This is a genomic window from Paenibacillus sp. BK033, assembly GCF_004345425.1.
GTDB lineage: Bacteria > Bacillota > Bacilli > Paenibacillales > Paenibacillaceae > Pristimantibacillus.
In genome coordinates, this window is record NZ_SLVP01000002.1 from 224,817 (window position 1) to 242,972 (window position 18,156).

Sequence of the window (18,156 nt, forward strand, 5' to 3'; positions counted from 1 at the left end):
CCCTCCGTTACCAGATCAATACGGAAGCGCCCCAGGTCAGGCCTCCTCCGAAGCCAACAAACACGAGGCAGTCTCCATCGTTTACTTTTCCTTGCTCTACGGCTTCGGCCAGCGCAACAGGAATCGATGCGGCTGACATATTGCCGTATTTGTCCAGATTGATCATGCATTTCTGTTCCGACAGATCCAGACGGTTAAGTGCCGATTGAATGATACGGACATTCGCTTGGTGAGGAACGAGCAGATTAATATCCTCTTTGCTCATGCCTGCTTTGCGGAGAGCTTCCTCCGCCGCGTTGCCCATGATCCGCACGGCAAATTTGAACACTTCATTGCCGGCCATATGAATGTAGTGCTGCTTCGACGCGACGCTTTCTGCCGTTGAAGGCATACGCGAACCGCCGCCGCTCACTTTAAGAAGTTCGCCGCCGCCCCCGTCCGCGCCAAGCTCGAACGACTTGAAGCCGCGTCCTTCCTCTACCTGTCCAAGCACAACGGCGCCAGCGCCGTCGCCAAACAAGATGCATGTATTGCGGTCGGTATAATCCGTAATGCGTGACAATGTCTCGGCCCCTACAACCAGGACATGCTTATACATGCCCGTAGCAATCATGTTCGAAGCGGTTGCGAGCCCGTAAATAAATCCGGAGCAAGCGGCCGACAAATCAAATGCAGCGGCTTTTTTTGCTCCGAGCTTTTCTTGCAGGAGGCATGCCGTCGAAGGGAAGAACGTGTCCGGCGTAATGGTCGATACGATAATCAGATCAAGGTCTTCAATGGTGATGCCCGCCGCTTCGATTGCTTTCAGAGAGGCTTGATAAGCCAGATCGGAAGTCGCCTGCTCCGCTGCCGCCAAACGGCGTTCGCGGATACCCGTGCGCGTTACGATCCACTCGTCGTTGGTTTCCACCATTTGTTCAAGTTCTTTATTGGATAAAATCCGGTCGGGAACGTATTTGCCCGTACCAATAATGCCAACAGGATGTAGATTCATCATGACCTCCCGCCTATTTCCGCCGCGATGGATTCCGTAAGCTGGGCTTTAATAGCCGTCCGGGCCTGCCGGATCGCGTTTTTCACAGCCGTAGCATCCGACGAACCGTGACATTTCATCACCAGCCCGTTCAAGCCAAGCAGCGGAGCGCTCCCATGTTCTTTGTAATCCATCTTTTTCCGCAATGCGCGAAGTCTTGGCATCATTATCGCTGCGGCAAGCTTCGTCAACATCGTCTCGCCAAAAGCCTCTTTCAAGAAGGTCATCAGCGATCCCGCCGTCCCCTCCATCGCTTTAAGCATAATATTCCCCGCGAAACCATCGCAAATGAGGATGTCGCAGCTGCGATTAAGCAAGTCGCGCGCTTCAACGTTGCCAATAAAATGGATCGGCGCCTGCTCAAGCAGATCATAGGCCGCTTTGGTCAGCTCGTTGCCTTTGCGCTCTTCGGTACCGACATTCAGGAGGCCAACGCGCGGGTTGTCAAACCCATGCACCTTTGCACGGTAAATACTGCCCATGATTGCGTATTGGAGCAAATGCTCGGGCTTGGCATCCATATTGGCGCCAAGGTCAAGCGCAAGAACCCCTATATCGTCCATTGTCGGCAGCATTGGAGCAAGCGCGGGGCGCTCGATACCGTCCAGTCTGCCAACAACAAGCAAACCGGTGGTCATCAAAGCTCCGGTGTTGCCCGCGGAAATCATGGCGTCGGCACGTTTTTCCCGAACCAGCTGTCCCGCAACGACCATGGACGAGCCTTTTTTTCGGCGAACCGCTTTGACCGGTTCTTCATCCGGACCGATCACCTCATCCGTATGGCATAACGTCACGTTGGCCGGCTTTTGTCCTTTGAGGAGCGGCTCGACTGCCGCCGTATCGCCAACAAGAACCAACTCCGTATCCGGCCACTCCGCCGCAGCTTCCAGCACGCCCTGAACGATAAGCCCGGGCGCATGGTCGCCTCCCATCGCATCTATGGCGATCCGCATGTTTACTACCTCCCAGAAGCTCTGCCCTATAAGACAGGCAAAGCGCTAACATAAAAGCCTATGCCTCGCTCTCTCCTTCACCAGCCGACCGGTAAATGACGAAGTTCCCCTGGAACACCATCTCATCCCCGACATAGGTAAAGAGCTCCACCTTCGACTTGTGGCGCTCGCCGGATATCGAACGTACATAAGCTTTTGCAATGCACTTTTCGCCCAGCTTAACAGGCCGGATAAAGCGGATGTCCGCCGTAACCGTCAGAGCGATTTTTTCTTCAATTACAGCTACAGCCAGCGAGTTCGCCTGGGCAAATACGTGATGGCCCCGGGCAATCCCCGTACGAGAGAAAACATGCTCTTCTCGAATTTCGAATATCGAGATCCCGCTTTTGTCCAGCTGCAGATCTACGATGTCACCAATCACTTCGTGCAGCGGCAAGGACTGAACGGAATCGTAAGAACGCTCAGCCATCAGCTTCATCCGCTCGCGCAGTTCGGGAATGCCCAGTTCCATCCGGTCAAGCCTTATGGTCTGAATGCTGACTTTCAAATGTCTCGTCAGCTCCCGGTCCGTCATAAACGGATTTTCGTCAATTAATTGCGCGAGCAGCTGATGCCGCTGTCGCTTAGGCATTCGTTCGATCTTCGGCACCACCTTATCAGTATTGTGACCCTTGTCTGATTTTACTCGAATAATGGCTGATATTATAACCTGGTACTAAATAAGTATATAAAAAAAAGAGTATGTAAGCAACGGACACAAAAAAATAGCACCTCATCGTAATGAAGTGCTATTGTGGGAAACCCCGAGATTATTGGGAAATAATCTCTTTCGTTTTGTAATATCCGCACACTTTGCATACGTGGTGGCCAAGTTTCAGCTCTCCACATTGCTCGCATTTTACCATACCTGGTACCGCCAGTTTGAAATGCGTGCGACGTTTGTCGCGGCGAGTTTTGGATGTTCTTCTTTGAGGTACTGCCATGTTTCCCACCTCCTTCACAGAATCAATGAATCACGCTTTATTGTTCGTCTTTGAATAAATCCTTGAGCACTGCCATGCGAGGGTCAATTCTCTCGGTAGAGCAGCCGCATTTTTGTTCATTTAAGTTCTGTCCGCAATTTTGGCACAGTCCTTTGCAATCCTTACTGCATAACGGCGCGAACGGCATGAACAGCTGAAGCACTTCTTCCACATAAGGCTTCAAATCCAGCCTGTCCCCCGTTACGGCAATAACGTCGTCATCCTCATCCTCTTCCGATTCTTCCTCATCCTTGTCGGATGCCGGCTTGAACTGGTCGGACACGGGGATTACCGTATGAAGCTTCACCGGGTCAAGACAACGCGAGCAAGCGAGCTCCCAATCAATGGTCAATTCGCCTTCGACCGCAATCGAGCCTTCATTGCCTGTTACCTGAAGCGACACATGGAGCGGACCGGTACTAATGACATCCGATCTGTCTTTGAATAAAGCGGACACATCGAGATTCTCATCAATCTTTGCCTTAATGCCTTTGGACATCGTTTCTTGTACATGAAACTGCATGTGATCACCCCAAACAAACAAAAATTATTATATCTATCTTCGAGCGGTTTTGTCAACATTTTCACACTGTTTTTCATCTTTTGCCCCGTTATTTCGTGAATATAACGATGGCCTTGTGCTATGATGGGACATATATCCATCTGAGACAAGGAGATGTCAGCTTGCGAACGGTAGGACTAATTGTTGAGTATAACCCATTTCACAACGGTCATCAATATCATTTGCGCGAATCGGTCAAAATAGCAGAAGCCGATGCCGTTGTCGCCGTCATGAGCGGAAATTTCCTGCAGCGCGGAGAGCCGGCCGTCATGGATAAATGGGCCAGGACGGAAGCCGCGCTTCGCGGCGGCTGCGATCTCGTCCTGGAGCTGCCGGTCGCCTACGCTACGCAAGCGGCGGAATGGTTCGCTTACGGAGCGGTCGCCACCCTGGAGGCGACCGGTGTCGTAGACGCCTTCTGCTTCGGTACGGAGAGCGGAGAGCTTCAGGCGCTGCACGAAGCGGCCAAGCTTGTTGCCCACGAGCCGCCAGCCTTTCAGCAACTGCTTCGGGAAGCAATGGAGAACGGAAGCAGCTATCCAAGCGCTTATAGCTCTGCGATCGCCTCCTACCTTGAATCGGTCGGCAAGGCGGATGCGGCTGTCTTCCCTTTCGCCCAGCCGAACCATACGCTTGGTCTTCATTATTTAATCGCGCTGGAACGGATCGGCGGGCGGATGCTGCCCTACACGATTCGGCGGGAGAAATCCGAATACGGTCAAACGACGGTTACCGACAGCGCTATTGCCAGCGCCACCGCGATCCGCAAGCTGCTGATCGAAGGCGGTGAGCTTGAAGCAAGCAGGCCGCTGGTGCCTGCCGGAACTTTTGAAGTGATGCAGAGGGAATGGTCCTCCGGGAGAAGCCCCGTCAGCTGGGCCAACTTCGTCCATCAGCTGCTGCATGCCGTTGTCACCCGTACGCCGGAACAGCTCGCCGGATACCGGGAAATGACGGAAGGGCTCGAATACCGGCTTCTTCAAGCTCTGCCGAACCTGGACCATACGGGATTTGAGCCGCTGCTGGATGCTCTGAAGACAAAGCGTTACACGAGAACCAAGCTGCAGCGCTCCCTGCTTTCTATTCTGCTCCGCCATAAAAAAGAAGATTTCACTCCCGAGAAATTGGCTTCCGGCGTTCAATATATCCGGGTGCTTGGATTCACAAGCAAAGGACGGCAGCTTCTGCGCCGCATGAAGAAGGAAGCTAAGCTCCCCGTTCTGCTAAGCGCCGCCAGAGCTCCAATCGAGTCCAGATACCTCGAGCTTGATACCCAAGCTTCGGCGGTCTATATGCTGGCCCAGCCCGGGCATGAATCGGCGGCAGCGTTGTACCGCGATTTTACGGACAGACCGGTTATTATCGGGTAAAACCGGCTTCATCCTGTATGGCCGCAATCGCCGAGCCCAGCGAGGTGACGGGAACCACCTTCATCTCGCTGCGAAGCTCCTTCGCTTTCGCCGCAGCCTCTTTATAGTTATCTGTTGGAGCAAGGAACAGCTCTGCCCCCGCCTGTTCCGCCGTAACCACTTTTAACGAGATTGCGCCGATTGACCCGACCTTCCCGTCTTTGTCGATCGTTCCCGTTCCCGCAATTCTTAACCCCCGGGTAAAATCCTCATTCAATAGGAGATTAAGAGACTGCAGCGCAAACATCAGACCGGCAGACGGTCCTCCGACGTCGTTTGCTGCGATCATGATTTTCTTTCTGTCATCGTCCGGCTGAAGCCCCGCAGGCGATAATTTGTACGGTATGCCCGCATAGCGATAGGCAGCCTCAACCGCGCTGCTCTGCGAAGCAAGCATGTCCTTGGACATCCGAGCCAGATAATCCTTCTGCGACAACCCCTTCATGACCGAGTCTCTGCTAACTACTTGGAAGTCCTTGTTCCAGACCGATTGGATAGCCTGCCAATACTTCGCGTCCGTCAATTTAACGGTTGTGACCAAAAAAGCGCCCCGATTGCCCGCTTCCGAAGTGGTCTGCCGGATTCCTGAGCTGCCGCTGCCATCCTGCACGAACGGCTCAGTCTCGAACGCAAGACCCGGCTCATAGACAACAAGCGGTGTCGGAGCATACACAATGACCCACAGCATTACGGCTATCAAAAAAATCCCCGCCGCCTGCCTGGCCCTGCCGCTCAGCCTAAGCTTGCTCATTGAACTCCCTCCCTTCGCAAGGGCTTGGTCTATCCCGCCCGAGTCGAGCGTACAATGGAATAGACCCCGGTTCGTCCGGCCTCTTGCTTAATCGATAATCCTATTTTCAATGGAGTTGATAGATATGGCACGAACGATTCTGTACGCAGCAATCTCGATCCTGATGGTTGCCGCTATCATACGCCAGCCGGATGAAGCGTTCCAAGCTTCCCTTCAGGGGTTGACCATCTGGTGGAATATCGTATTCCCCGGTCTGCTGCCCTTCCTCGTCTTGTTTGAGCTCATAGCCGCCTTTGGGCTAATTCACGGAATTGGCGCGCTTCTCCGTCCACTGATGCGAGGCTTGTTCAAGCTGCCCGGCGAAGCTGCGCTGCCATTGCTTTTTGGGTGGCTGTCGGGGCATCAGGCAGGCGCCGAAGCAACGGCTGCTCTCCGCCGGGATCAGCTGGTCAGCAGACGCGAAGGACAAAGACTGCTGGCCTTGTCCCATATGCCCAACCCGCTTTTTATGCTGGTCGTCATAGGTGCCGGCTTCCTGCATCGGCCTGAGCTTGGCTTATTTATCGCCCTAATGGTCTGGCTATCCGCGCTTTGTACGGCGGGATGGATCTCGTTGTTCAGCCGGCGGAGGTCCCCTTCGCATCAGCCGATCCCCCCTCATGCAGCGGTTGCATCCAGAGGATTGATGGAGAATGTGGCAAATGCGATCACCACAAGCCGCGACCGTGACGGCCGCAGCTTTGGCAAGGTGCTTGGCGATGCGGTCTCTTCAGGCGTTCAAAAGCTGCTTGTCGTTGGCGGGTTCATGATTTTCGCGGCCGTAGCAGCCCGGCTGGCGTTACCGCTCATCCAATTCGCGATGCCAAACGGTATTGCCGAATTGCTGCTGCCGGCCTTGCTCGAGAGCCATATCGGCGCCTACGGAGCTGCCGTATGGCAGGGTCCCGGCATCACTACAGCGATAAGCGCCGCCGCTGTTGCGGCCATCCTTGCCTGGAGCGGCTTAAGCGCGCTGCTGCAGTCAGGCTATGCCATTACCGGCACGGATTTGAAGCTGCTGCCGCTGATCGGCGTGAGATTACTGCATGCGCTGCATGCCGCTGCGTTAGCCTTGCTGCTGTGGAAGCCGGCGCAGGCTGTTCTTGCGCTGCTGCCAAGCCGTTTAACCGGCGCAACGGCAGCCATGCTGCAGAACGGCGCCGACTGGCAGCGCCCTTCCAACGCATACGAGGCCGTCACCGCACTTGGCCTCCCGTCGCTGTGGCCGTATGCGCTGACGGCCGTCGCCGTTCTTGCTATTGCGCTGCTGTTGATGCGGGCAGCCGCCCCCCGTACCCCCAACCTGTAGGAGCGTTTATTGTCCGCTCGACTGCCTCGCTTTATATTTTTCATCGAGGCGAGTCTCGACGGGAGCCGGAACAAGCTCATGAACCGGTCCGCCAAACATCGCGATTTCCTTCACTATGCTGGAGCTGAGGTACGAATATTTCGGGTTCGTCATCATAAAGATCGTCTCGATCTCTTCATCGAGCAATTGATTCGTCGAGGCAAGCGTCAGCTCGTATTCGAAGTCCGTCACCGATCGGATGCCGCGGACAATAACGCTGGCCCGGCGCGATTTCATGAACCGTACGAGCAGGTCGCGGAAGCTGTCGATCGAAACGTTCGGAATATCGGCCGTTATTTCGCGAAGCATCTCCTTCCGCTCGTCAAGCGTAAACATCGGACTTTTGCTTGTATTGTTCAGCACCGCCACAATGACGTGGTCGAATTGCTTGGCCGAACGGCGGATAATATCGAGATGGCCCAGTGTCGGAGGGTCGAAGCTCCCTGGATAAACCGCTACTCTTCCGTTCTCATTCATCTGCATCGCTTGTTCCTCCATCTGTGCTGCCGGGCGAATAGCGGTAGATTGTTACCGCCGTATCGCCATATTTTTGTTTTCGCAGTAAAATAAAATGTTCCATTTCGTCCGGATACTCATGCCCGGCATCATGCTCAACCACAATGGTCGCCCCGTTGGCAAGCAGCGACCGCTGAGCCAGATCGGCCATCAGCTCGTCCATATGGGTCAAGCGGTAAGGCGGGTCGAGGAAGACGATCGAGAACGCGATTCCCCGCTTCTCCAGCAGCTTCAGCGCGCGCTCCGCGTCGTTGCGGTAAATTTCCGCATGCCGGCCCATCCCTGCCGCTTCGGTATTTAATTTAATGATATCAATGCTTATTTTTTCCCGGTCGATAAAGATCGTCCGCTCGATGCCTCTGCTCCAAGCTTCTATACCGAGTCCGCCGGTGCCCGCGAATAAATCGAGTGCCAGTCCACCGTCGAAAAACGGCCCAATCATGCTGAATATCGCTTCCTTCACCTTATCGGTCGTCGGGCGAGTATTCATTCCTGGAACCGCCTTCAGCGTGCGGCCTTTTGCCGCTCCCGCAATGACTCTCACTGCTTATTGCTCCCTTCGTCTACTGTCGATGCCTATAGTACCACACTTTCCCTTGGATTATAAAGGCACCTGAAATAGATGAAGAAGATCCGAAATATTTTTTTTGGCGTAAAATGTATAATCGCCCACAAACCGGACAAGATAAAATCATCGGCGTCGGAAGATGCCGTAGACAACCGCGGAGAAGACTTACGTTTCCCCATAAGCTCTTCGTCCGGTTTCTCCTCTCCCATGAAAGGACGCTCAGAAATGAGCGTCCGATTTTTTTGTAAACAAGCTATTTCCCCACTGCTAATTCCAGTCCATTTGGTATATAGTTACAGTACCACTTTTAATAGACGGGAGGTTTATGTCCCTATGAATCAGATCGGCAGCTATATCATTCCCCTGCTTATTATTCTATTTGTCGTGTATCGGCGCTTGAAGCGTTCGGTAGGCTTTCAGCCTTTCAAGCCGAGAAGGCTGAGAATGCGCATAGGCATCTTCGGCGTCATTGGCATTTTGCTGCTGGCCTCCGGCTTCCCGCATCCCGCCATCTACATCTCCGATGCCCTCGGTGTCGCCTGCGGCGCTGTAATCGCTTATTACGCCATCAAGCACAGCCGTTTCGAACAGCGCGAGGATACGTTGTATTACCGGACGCATGTCGGCATCGAGACCCTGGTCGTCCTGCTGTTCATCGGAAGAATCGCCTTCCGAATCATCGAGATGTTCGGCACAGGAGGCGTTACGGCCATGAATCCGGCGTTAAACAACGAAACGGCCCAGATGCAGCAGTATACGAATGATCCGCTTACCGCGGCAACATTCTTCCTGCTTGTCGCTTATTATATAGGCTACTATACGTTTATCCTTCGCAAGAGCGACGAGAAAACGGCGGTATCCTAGCTTATCATTTCAATGCGGCATTCAGCGTTCCTTAGGGAGCGCTTTTTCATTTTCCCGTATTCGTAACCTCGCGGCTTGTCAGGAATATCATGGCATATGCAATAAAATTGATGACGAGGGGATTGCAACATGGCCGTTTACCGCATAATCGTCGATTTGTCGGACCGGATGCTTCATCTGCTTGATGGAAATGTTGTCGTGAACTCTTATCCCGTTGGCATAGGCAAGATGGTTACGCAGACTCCTTCGGGAGAATACAAGATAATCAATAAACAGGAAAATCCGGGCGGGCCGTTTGGCGTCTTGTGGATGGGATTGTCCAAGCCTCATTACGGCATCCACGGTACGAACGACCCTTCCTCGATCGGAAGAATGGTCTCGCATGGCTGCATCCGGATGTACAACGAGGACGTGCTTGCTTTATCCGCTCTAGTACCGGTTGGAACCCGGGTCACGATCCGCCCCTAATAGCAGGGAAAAGCGGCAGTCTCTTAAGGGAGAACTGCCGCTTTCAAAGTGACCGTCTGGGTTGCCTGGTCCCAAACAGCCTTCCGGTTTAATCAAGCCGCGAGGTCTCTTACCGTTACATAGCCGGTGGAAATATCGAGCCGGGAATCAAGCGGTTGGCCATTAACCGTTACCTTACCTCCCGTCCAGCCAATGGCTGCTCCCAGCGATTCTCCAAGCACCCGGGCTGCAACCCAGGTTGTTCCTCCGTCTAAGTATCCGACCGCGATAACAAGACCGTCTGCCAGAATGGGAACCGTCTGCGCGGAACGGAACATCGTCGTCGAAGGCGCGGAGGCGAAAGCCGTATCGTACTGCTTCAAGGAATATTGGTTAATAAGCGCTACCAGCTTACCGGGATAAGCGGGATCGGTCGCATAACCGCTTACATACAGCATGGAAGCCTGCTGCTCCGGCGTTACGGCGGCTCGGACCCGGACATAGCGCGGCGTTGCAAACAGCAGATCCTGATCCTTCATGAAATGATACACGCTGGTATAAGCGCGGAATGAGGAGTTCATGCTGATCAATGTTCCGTCAACCACTTCCCATGTTCCCTTCACTACCGCTTCGCCATGCCAATAAGCATTGGGAGTGCCCGAGCCTACTTTAATCCCTCCGAGGTTGTACCAAGGATGAATCACTCCGCCAGTTTCCAGCATACACTGCGCAAGCCGCACGGAAGGAAACATCGTTGATCCTTCGCGTCTGACCTGAAGCACGGTCGGGACAAGCGCCGCAATAAATTGCGATCTTGTAAGAGTCGCCATCCTAATTTCCTCCTTTCCTGTCCAGAAATCATACAAGCTCCTCCCTAATGTATGGGGTTCCGATCCGGTTCGTAACGGTGCCTGTCATGCGACAACAAAAAAACTCCGTTACGCCCATCTTCGGGACTAACGGAGTTCCTCTGCTTACAAGTTGTAAAATTCGCGCGTATTCAATAGCAGCCGCTCCCGCGTATCCCGCTCCGGAAGCTGCTTGATCGCGGCGATATGCGCGCAAACATCATGAACCATCTGAGGCACGGTCGCACGGCCTTCGTAAGGCCCTTCAAATGGCCACGGCCCGTCGGTTTCCACCATCATTTGCTCCAAAGGATATTGCTCCACCAGCCGCCTGATCTCTTGCTCGTAGGCCACGTCCGGCGTCACCGAAATCATATAGCCCAGGGAGATCATGCGGCCGATCGTCGCCTCATCTCCCTTAAACCAATGGAAATGGACCTTCTTTACCCGATGCCGCTCCATGATCCGGCAAGCCTTGGCTCCATCTTCATATACCGCATGCAAAATAATGGGACGGCCCAATTCCGCTGCAAGCGCGGCAAACCGGTCCAGTATATCTAGATAAGGCGCCTCGTCAAAAGGCTGCCCTTCCGCTTCCGCGGAGGTTCGGGAATAATAAGGCAAACCAACCTCGCCAATGGCGAACGCTTCTCCGTTCCCATGTCTGGATCTTATCCAGGCAAACAGTTCATCTTGTTCGCGTTCCGAAGGAACCGGCTGTTCGGGATGATAGCCGTACGCGGGAAACACCCGGCCCGGGAACGACTCGGCGAGCGCTGCGTTTGTCTTGCTGGAATCCAAATGCATCGACACCGCCACAACCGCTTCGATCCCCTCTTCAAAAGCCTGTTCAAGCAGAGCTTGGCGATCCGCTTCCTCATAGGAATCCAAATGAATATGCGCATCGATCGCCTTTTTCCGTTCCATGATGATTGTCCTCCTTCCCGCTTAATGAAGCAGCTCGTGAATCTTCTGCTTCAGCTCGTTAAACAACGGTTCCCGCCATAGCTGCGGGGAGCGTGGTCTTTCGAAAGGCACTTTAATCTCTTCCAAAATAACTGCCGGCGCCGCCGACAATACGATGATCCGGTCAGACAGGAGCAAAGCTTCCTCGATACTATGCGTAACGAGGAGAACCGACCGCTTGTTCTGCTCCCAGATCGACATCAGCCATTGCTGCATCTGTTGTCTCGTTAACGCGTCAAGCGCGCCAAACGGCTCGTCGAGCAGCATTAAGGTCTGGGGGGATAGCAGCGCCCGCAGAAAGGATACCCGCTGCTGCATGCCGCCGGATAGCACATGGGGATAAGAGTCCGCGTACTCCGCAAGGCCGATGCGCTCCAGCCATTCACGCGCCTGGCGGCCCGCCTCCTTGCGCTCCGCTCCCGCAATTTCAAGTGCAAGCTCAATATTGGCCGAAACCGAACGCCACGGCATCAAAGAGGCTTGCTGAGGCATATACGAAATATGCCCCCGGCTGCCGGTTACCGGCTTGCCTCCGATCCAGACTTCACCGGCCGACGGCTTTTCCAATCCGCCAATCAGCTGGAACAACGTTGTTTTCCCGCTGCCGGAGGGACCGATAATGGAGACGAATTCGTTCTCGGCGACGGTGAGCGACAAGCCGTTCAGAACGTTTTTCCGGCCGGATTCAAAGCTTTTGCTGATCTCTTTTAGTTCAAGCGCCGGAGCTGTCATGCCATTCCCCCTCCTTTCGACGGACGCCACCGGATGACAAGCCTTTCGATGAGAGCAACCAGTCCAAATAAAGCGAGGCTCAGCGCCACGATCAGAAAGACGGATGCAAACACCCTTGCCGGCTCATAGCCCTTGGATGACAGAATCATATAATGGCCTAATCCTTTGTCCGCCCCAAGCCATTCGGCAACTACTGCGCTAAGAACGGCATAAGAAGAAGCGATTTTGAGGCCCGAGAATAAATGCGTAACGGCATTGGGCAATTCGAGCCGGATAAACAGCTGCCAGTCACCCGCTCCTATCATCCGCATATAATTGCGAAGAGTCGGATCGGTGTCCTTGAAGCCGTTCAGCATGGCAACGGATACCGGGAAGAAGCATACGATCCAGACCAGAATAAGCTTCGGCAGAACGCCGTAACCAAGCCATATCGTTAGAATCGGGCCAATCGCGATAACCGGAACGTTTTGCGTGACGACTAGCAGCGGGTAGACGGCCCTCCGGACAAAAGGGATAAGATGCAGAATGGCGGCTAGAACGATTCCGGCAGCCGCGCCACCGCCGAATCCGATAAGCGCAAGCTCTACCGTTGCCCAGGCATTGTCCATTAGGCGAGGCCAGACGTCAAACGTTTCTTGTACAATCGTCGTTGGCGAAGGCAGCTCCCATTCGGGAACAACCCCTCCGTCAACCGACAGCTGCCATGCGGCAAGGATTAGAATGACGAGCAGCAGAGAAGGCCAGACCGCATGATACCAGCCTTTATTGCCCATCCGGATACTTCTCCAACAGCCGGCCCATGGAAGCTCCGTTCGCCGGATTGAAATAGACTTTCACCTGCGAAATGACGGACGGACAGCCCATCTCGGTCATGGCTTCATTCATGGCCTGCACGATTTGAAATAGTTGAGGGAGTTCGCCCTCCATCGTAGTCTCCAGCGGAGCTACCCGGTAAGGAACGCCGGATGCCTTTATAATCTCGATAGCGCGGTCCACATACGGAATAACGCTTTCCCCGTTTGGCGTCGTTGGCAGAATTTGAATACTTAAAAGCGCGTTAGCCATCATCGTCAGCTCCTTTTCTCCTATGGTTTGATCCTAAGCTTTCGGCAGGAAGTCGTTCGTGAAGGCCTTATCCGCGTCGAGCTCCTTCTCCAGCAGCTTGTGCTCGAACATCCACTGTGAATAATTAACCCATACTTCCTTCTTCTGCACGCCCCACTGCGAAGCGTCATCCGTATATTTCGGGCTGAGCCACTTCTGGCTTGCGCGAACGAGATCGGCATTCAGATCCGGCTCAGCCTTGATCAGCACCTCCGCCGCATCCTCCGGATGGTCAATCGCAAACTGATAACCTTCAGCGGCGCCGGCAACAAACGCCTTTACGATCTCAGGCTTCTCGGCGATCATTTTTTCGCTGGTTTCCAGAAGAGGCGTATAGTAATCTAGCTTGTCGCTGTAATCGGTCAAATAAACCATATTCAGCTTCTCGCCGCGCAGCTCCGCTTCAACGCCGGTCCAAGCGTAATAGATCCAGGCAAAATCAATGTCCCGCTTCACCGCCGTGAAGAAATCCGTGTCGCCGATGCTGAGCATTTTCACCTTCTTCACATCCGCTTTCTCCTCCTGCATGAGAGAGCCGATAACCGCCTCTTCTACCGGAGCACCCCAGCCGCCGTAGGTTTTGCCTTCGAATTTTTTCGGAGAGTCGATTCCTTTGGACGCCGGCGAAGCGAAGCCCGAAGTATTATGCTGGATCACTGCGGCAACGGATACGAGGGGCACGCCCGCGATACGCGCCATAGTGAGCGACTCCTGGTATCCGACGCCAAACTCCGCTCCGCCGGAAGCGACCATTTTATCCGCGCCGTCCTGACCGGGTTGAATAATCTCGACATCAAGACCCTGCTCCTTGAAGTAACCTTTATCCCGCGCCACGTACAATCCGGTATGATTCGTGTTAGGCGTCCAATCCAGAACGACCTTCACTTTGGTCAACGGCTTGTCCGCTCCGTTACCCGCCGGCTCGCTCCCCGCATTCTTATTGTTGTTCGAGCCGCATGCGGACAGCAGCACGACAACCGACAGCATGGCTGCGGCAATAGCGCTCCTTCTCTTTGCACCTGATCTCATCTTTCTCTCCCTCTCTCTTTTTGACTATGACGCTTGCTATTATGGCCGGACTACCTTCTGAACATAAAAAAAGCCCTCCGATGTCCGGAGAGCCATACAATTCGTCAGCTTTATTACAGGTCTGCCCCACCCTTGCATGGAAGGCACACCTAAATAACAATTCCTACGCTGGCATTATCCAGATCAGGTATAAGGGTCGGAATTTTCTTCGGAATTCCCTCTCAGCTAGCCTCAACCAGCTCCCCGGTGCTATTCACTTACGTCAGTAACCCCCATTATACCCTTTCTGCCCGAAAAAGCCAGCCTCGTTTTTAAGAATAACAAGGATTAGGGTTAGTCATACGCCGTTTTTGCGGCTCGTAGGTTGTTGTCCTTATAGCCATGTGACGGGGATGAATAGTATGTAGTCGAGTGCATATCCGCTAATATCGAGAGGATTGAACCGGGGTGAAAAAACGACACAAGACGGGCAGGAAGTCCAAACAGCCGAGAAAGGCGAAATCTAGAACACGCAAATCCGGAGCCCGCTCCAGACCATCCGGCAAACGAACCGCTAAGCGCAAGTCAAGGCGAAAGCATCGTCGGCTCTTCAAAAAACGCAGAACCCGGCAGCCTGCTGCGGAGCGGGCGACGCTTCAATCCGAAGCTTCCCTTCGGGAACCAGGCGTGAATATTATCGGCTTCGTTCATGCGGAGATGGGAATCGGGGAATCCTCGCGGCTTGCAGCGAAAGCGATCGATACGGCGGCCATTCCGTTTGGCCTTCTTAACTTTCCGCTTGCCGTAGCCTCGAGAATGTCGGATTACAGCTGGTCTCACAAGCTGCTGGACAAAGCCCGGTACAACACCAATATCTTTCATATGAACGCCGACTTTATGCGTCCTGCCCGAGAGCATTTCGGAAACGAGTTGTTCAACGGCCGTTACAACATCGGGTATTGGCATTGGGAGCTGCCGGAGTTTCCGGATGAGCATGTGGAGGGTTTCAGCCATGTCAACGAGGTCTGGGTCAGCAGCAAATTTGTTGCCGAGTCCGTCTCCAAACGGGCATCCGTTCCCGTTATAACGATTCCGCACTGTATCCAGGTACAAGTCGCGCCGAATATTAACCGCTCTTCCTTTGGTCTGCCGGAGAACCGGTTTCTTTTTCTAATGATGTACGACGTGCAGAGCTCTACCCTGCGCAAAAATCCCCGCGCGGTAATTGAAGCCTTCAAGCTGGCCTTTGACAAGAACGATCAGCGTGTCGGTCTTGTCCTGAAGGTAAACAATCCGGACTTTCGTCCAAACGAGCTTGCCGAGCTGAAGAAGCTGATTGCCGAACGGAGCAATGTGCATTTAATGGATAAAGTGTTAACCAGGTACGAAGTAAATGCCCTGCTGCAGTGCACGGACAGCTATGTCTCCCTTCACCGAGCAGAGGGATTTGGACTCGGTCTCGCGGAAGCGATGTATTTAGGCAAGCCCGTTATCGCTACGAACTGGTCCGGCAATACGGAGTTTATGAATGCGTCGAATTCTTGTCCGGTATCCTACCAGCTCGTTAATATCGGACAGGATTGGGGACCTTACAAGAGTCATCAGATTTGGGCGGAGCCTAATATCCGCCATGCATCGGAATACATGCAGCGTCTCGTTACCGATACGCGCTGGCGGGAGTCGATTGCGGCAAGCGGCATGAGGACGATTCACAACGAGTTCTCTCCTGCCGTCATCGGCCAAAGGATCAAGAACCGGTTAAGGGAGCTTCGTCTGATCTAGACAAATACAAAAGCCTGACCCGGCATCGGGATGGATCTCCCCTGCCGGGTCAGGCCTTGTTAAGCCAGCTCATTGCGCCAATAATCCAATAAATCCTTCATTGTTTGCTCAAACGGAATTTCCGGCTTCCATCCGGTCCGCTCGTAAAACTTGCCGTAATCCCCCACAAGCACCTTCACATCGGAGGGCCGAAGCCTTGTTTTGTCTTCCTCTATCGTAATATCCACGGTGCTATAGCTAAGCAGGATTTGGATCACTTCGCGGATTTCATGGCACTGGCCGGATGCGATATTATAGATTTCCCCAGCCTCGCAATCGTTCAACGCCATCCGGTATGCTCTAACCACGTCGCGGACATCCGTGAAATCCCGTTTGGCTTCCAGATTCCCGACATGCAGAACCGGGGGTTTCAGCCCTTTCTCGATTTCCGCGATTTGCTTGGCAAAATTCGAGCTGACGAACTGCGCGCCTCTGCGGGGACCGTGATGGTTAAAGGTTCGTGTTCGGACGATATGCTGCCCGTACGTTTTGAAATATTGGTAGCCCAAGTAATCCTGGGCGATCTTGCTCACAGCGTACGGACTGATCGGGCGAAGCGGATTGGTTTCCTTAACCGGCACCTCGTCCTCTTCCACATGCCCGTATTCCTCGCTGGAGCAGGCAATCAGCACTTTGGAGGCTAAACCTAGCTTCCTGACCGCTTCCAGCAGGTGAACCTGCCCAATAATATTGTTCGTCATGGTCTCGGCAGGCGATTCCCAGGACAGCGGCACAAAGCTTTGCGCCGCCAAATGAAAAATCAGATCCGGCCGAATGTCCGCCATCATACGCTCAACCGCTTGAGGGTCCATCAGCTCGCACTCATACAGGCACATATCCGGCAGCAGATGGCGAATATGGCGCAGCGAACTGTGACTCCTCATGGTTCCTGTCACTTCAATCCCCTCGCCGAGCAGATGCTCGGCAAGATGACTGCCTACAAAACCGGTTATCCCTGTAATCAATGCTTTCATCCCTGCCGGCCTTCTTGATCGGCAGTGAGCACGGCGATGGCATGCTTGACGTTTTGTTCGTCCGCTTTGCGGCAAATAAGAAGGCCCTCTTCGGTCGAAACGATAATCAGATCTTCAATGCCGATTGTAACAACCTGCTGCTGCTCCGAATAAATAATCGTGTTGCGGGTAGCAAACGGAAATACTTGGCCCAGCAGCAAATTTCCGTCGCCGTCCGTCGTGAATATCCTTTCAAGCGAGGTCCACGTGCCAACATCGTCCCAAATAAATTCGATAGGGATCGTATAGAGACGCTCCAGCTTTTCTACCAAGGCGTAATCGATAGAAAGCTTTTGCAAACCGGCATACGACTGCCTGAATTCTTCATCCTTCTGATCAAAGATGGACCACATCCCCGGCTGATACTTCATCATGTAACCGGCGATGGTAGATGGCTTCCAAATAAAAATACCGCTGTTCCAATACATATTCGGAAGCTCTATGAGTTTCTCGGCATTTTCCTTGGTTGGCTTCTCGATGAAAGCTTTAACCTCTTTGATTCGTTCCCCGAACTTCTCCGCGTGATCCTCCGAATCTATCGTTTCGATGTAGCCGTAACCCGTTTCGGCTCTTGTCGGGACGATGCCAAGCGTAACGACAACCCCGTCCTTCTTGGCCGCCTGTTCCGCCGCTCGCAGCGCATCCATCAATTCCTCCGTATCCGGAATATATTGATCGGAAGGCGCCGTTACCAGCACGTCATCCTGCTCCAGCTTCATGAAATAACTGGCTGTCAATGCGATACATGGCGCAGTGTCTCTCTGCTCGGGTTCTATAATAATACGATTTTCTCCCAGCTCGGGAAGCTGTTCCTTTACCATTGGCAAATAGTTTTCGCTTACGGCGACATACACGTTTTCTTCCGGCAGACAGGAACGGAATCGAGCGTAGGTTTGCTGCAGCATCGTTGCCTCTTCCGAAGCTAATGTCAGAAACTGCTTCGGCTTGGCAACCGTGCTTCTTGGCCAAAACCGCGTTCCCTTACCTCCTGCCATAATAACAGCGATCATTGATTTTCACCTCTAAACGGCAAAACTCCTACTATTAAAAACTCTCTTCTAGTCAAGCCGGAGCTCCTTCCTTAACCGGTGCCGGATTGATAACTTACATATCTTCAACTTATGCTTTAATAGAGCAATCCTAATGGACGAA

The 18,156-nt window shown here is 53.4% G+C and carries 21 protein-coding genes and 1 riboswitch; of the genes, 5 read left to right on the forward strand and 16 right to left on the reverse strand.

Going from position 1 to position 18,156, the window contains the following annotated elements; translation table 11 throughout:
- Positions 1-7 precede the first annotated feature (7 nt).
- The 5 genes from EV294_RS08250 to EV294_RS08270 form a co-directional block, all read right to left on the reverse strand.
- Entirely contained in the window at positions 8-994 is a 987-nt protein-coding gene (locus EV294_RS08250; RefSeq protein WP_132307143.1) for a beta-ketoacyl-ACP synthase III, read from the reverse strand.
- Positions 994-1,986, reverse strand: coding sequence for a phosphate acyltransferase PlsX (plsX, locus tag EV294_RS08255; RefSeq protein ID WP_132305705.1), 993 nt, complete (start codon positions 1,984-1,986; stop codon positions 994-996). The genes EV294_RS08250 and plsX overlap by 1 nt, the downstream gene beginning before the upstream one ends.
- A gap of 58 nt (positions 1,987-2,044) precedes the next feature.
- Positions 2,045-2,617, reverse strand: a complete 573-nt coding sequence (gene fapR, locus EV294_RS08260) for a transcription factor FapR (protein ID WP_132305707.1) — start codon at positions 2,615-2,617, stop codon at positions 2,045-2,047.
- Positions 2,618-2,795: 178 nt separating this feature from the next.
- Positions 2,796-2,969: a 50S ribosomal protein L32 gene (gene rpmF / locus EV294_RS08265; RefSeq protein ID WP_015845071.1), complete on the reverse strand. Its 174-nt coding sequence runs from the start codon at positions 2,967-2,969 to the stop codon at positions 2,796-2,798.
- 37 nt (positions 2,970-3,006) lie between these two features.
- On the reverse strand, positions 3,007-3,531 hold the full coding sequence (locus tag EV294_RS08270; RefSeq protein WP_132305709.1) for a YceD family protein: 525 nt from the start codon (positions 3,529-3,531) through the stop codon (positions 3,007-3,009).
- Between the two features lie 161 nt (positions 3,532-3,692).
- On the opposite strand from EV294_RS08270, the gene EV294_RS08275 reads away from it, so the two are divergent.
- Positions 3,693-4,940 (forward strand): nucleotidyltransferase, encoded by a 1,248-nt coding sequence (locus EV294_RS08275; RefSeq protein ID WP_132305711.1) that lies wholly within the window; start codon positions 3,693-3,695, stop codon positions 4,938-4,940.
- Here EV294_RS08275 and EV294_RS08280 read toward each other — a convergent pair.
- Entirely contained in the window at positions 4,930-5,730 is an 801-nt protein-coding gene (locus tag EV294_RS08280) for a S16 family serine protease (protein ID WP_132305713.1), read from the reverse strand. The two genes, EV294_RS08275 and EV294_RS08280, sit on opposite strands and share 11 nt — an antisense overlap.
- Before the next feature lie 124 nt (positions 5,731-5,854).
- Here EV294_RS08280 and EV294_RS08285 point away from each other — a divergent pair, with 124 nt between their 5' ends.
- Positions 5,855-7,078, forward strand: a complete 1,224-nt coding sequence (locus tag EV294_RS08285) for a nucleoside recognition domain-containing protein (RefSeq protein ID WP_132305715.1) — start codon at positions 5,855-5,857, stop codon at positions 7,076-7,078.
- 6 nt (positions 7,079-7,084) lie between these two features.
- Here EV294_RS08285 and coaD read toward each other — a convergent pair whose 3' ends face one another.
- Together coaD and rsmD are read right to left on the reverse strand one after the other, a co-directional pair.
- Positions 7,085-7,600: a pantetheine-phosphate adenylyltransferase gene (gene coaD, locus EV294_RS08290; RefSeq protein ID WP_132305717.1), complete on the reverse strand. Its 516-nt coding sequence runs from the start codon at positions 7,598-7,600 to the stop codon at positions 7,085-7,087.
- Positions 7,587-8,177 (reverse strand): 16S rRNA (guanine(966)-N(2))-methyltransferase RsmD, encoded by a 591-nt coding sequence (gene rsmD, locus EV294_RS08295; protein WP_132305719.1) that lies wholly within the window; start codon positions 8,175-8,177, stop codon positions 7,587-7,589. The genes coaD and rsmD overlap by 14 nt, the downstream gene beginning before the upstream one ends.
- 357 nt (positions 8,178-8,534) lie before the next feature.
- Between rsmD and EV294_RS08305 the strand changes: the two genes are divergently transcribed.
- Both EV294_RS08305 and EV294_RS08310 read left to right on the forward strand, forming a co-directional pair.
- Positions 8,535-9,065, forward strand: a complete 531-nt coding sequence (locus EV294_RS08305) for a CcdC protein domain-containing protein (RefSeq protein ID WP_165930613.1) — start codon at positions 8,535-8,537, stop codon at positions 9,063-9,065.
- 129 nt (positions 9,066-9,194) lie between these two features.
- The gene (locus EV294_RS08310; protein ID WP_132305725.1) at positions 9,195-9,533 is read left to right on the forward strand and encodes a L,D-transpeptidase; all 339 of its coding nucleotides are present in this window, start codon (positions 9,195-9,197) and stop codon (positions 9,531-9,533) included.
- A gap of 92 nt (positions 9,534-9,625) precedes the next feature.
- Here EV294_RS08310 and EV294_RS08315 read toward each other — a convergent pair whose 3' ends face one another.
- From EV294_RS08315 to EV294_RS08340, 6 genes are all read right to left on the reverse strand, one after another.
- Positions 9,626-10,342 carry a glycoside hydrolase family 73 protein gene (locus EV294_RS08315; RefSeq protein WP_132305727.1) on the reverse strand — a complete coding sequence of 239 codons (717 nt, stop codon included), beginning with the start codon at positions 10,340-10,342 and terminating at the stop codon, positions 9,626-9,628.
- A 144-nt stretch (positions 10,343-10,486) separates the two neighbouring features.
- Positions 10,487-11,287, reverse strand: coding sequence for a TatD family hydrolase (locus EV294_RS08320; protein ID WP_132305729.1), 801 nt, complete (start codon positions 11,285-11,287; stop codon positions 10,487-10,489).
- A gap of 21 nt (positions 11,288-11,308) precedes the next feature.
- The gene (locus EV294_RS08325) at positions 11,309-12,058 is read right to left on the reverse strand and encodes an ABC transporter ATP-binding protein (RefSeq protein ID WP_132305731.1); all 750 of its coding nucleotides are present in this window, start codon (positions 12,056-12,058) and stop codon (positions 11,309-11,311) included.
- Entirely contained in the window at positions 12,055-12,831 is a 777-nt protein-coding gene (locus EV294_RS08330; protein ID WP_132305733.1) for an ABC transporter permease, read from the reverse strand. The genes EV294_RS08325 and EV294_RS08330 overlap by 4 nt, the downstream gene beginning before the upstream one ends.
- The gene (locus tag EV294_RS08335; protein WP_132305735.1) at positions 12,821-13,123 is read right to left on the reverse strand and encodes a thiamine-binding protein; all 303 of its coding nucleotides are present in this window, start codon (positions 13,121-13,123) and stop codon (positions 12,821-12,823) included. The genes EV294_RS08330 and EV294_RS08335 overlap by 11 nt, the downstream gene beginning before the upstream one ends.
- A gap of 33 nt (positions 13,124-13,156) precedes the next feature.
- A complete protein-coding gene (locus EV294_RS08340; protein WP_132305737.1) occupies positions 13,157-14,191 on the reverse strand; it encodes an ABC transporter substrate-binding protein in 1,035 nt (344 codons plus the stop codon).
- Positions 14,192-14,334: 143 nt separating this feature from the next.
- A riboswitch (TPP riboswitch) is annotated at positions 14,335-14,447 on the reverse strand.
- A 191-nt stretch (positions 14,448-14,638) separates the two neighbouring features.
- Here EV294_RS08340 and EV294_RS08345 point away from each other — a divergent pair.
- Complete coding sequence (locus tag EV294_RS08345; protein ID WP_243711600.1) at positions 14,639-15,952, forward strand: glycosyltransferase; 1,314 nt, start codon at positions 14,639-14,641, stop codon at positions 15,950-15,952.
- 59 nt (positions 15,953-16,011) lie between these two features.
- On the opposite strand, the gene EV294_RS08350 is transcribed toward EV294_RS08345, so the two are convergent.
- Both EV294_RS08350 and EV294_RS08355 read right to left on the reverse strand, forming a co-directional pair.
- On the reverse strand, positions 16,012-16,965 hold the full coding sequence (locus EV294_RS08350; protein WP_132305739.1) for a GDP-mannose 4,6-dehydratase: 954 nt from the start codon (positions 16,963-16,965) through the stop codon (positions 16,012-16,014).
- Complete coding sequence (locus tag EV294_RS08355) at positions 16,962-18,014, reverse strand: mannose-1-phosphate guanylyltransferase (protein ID WP_132305741.1); 1,053 nt, start codon at positions 18,012-18,014, stop codon at positions 16,962-16,964. Before EV294_RS08355 ends, EV294_RS08350 begins: the two co-directional genes overlap by 4 nt.
- Positions 18,015-18,156: the final 142 nt, after the last annotated feature.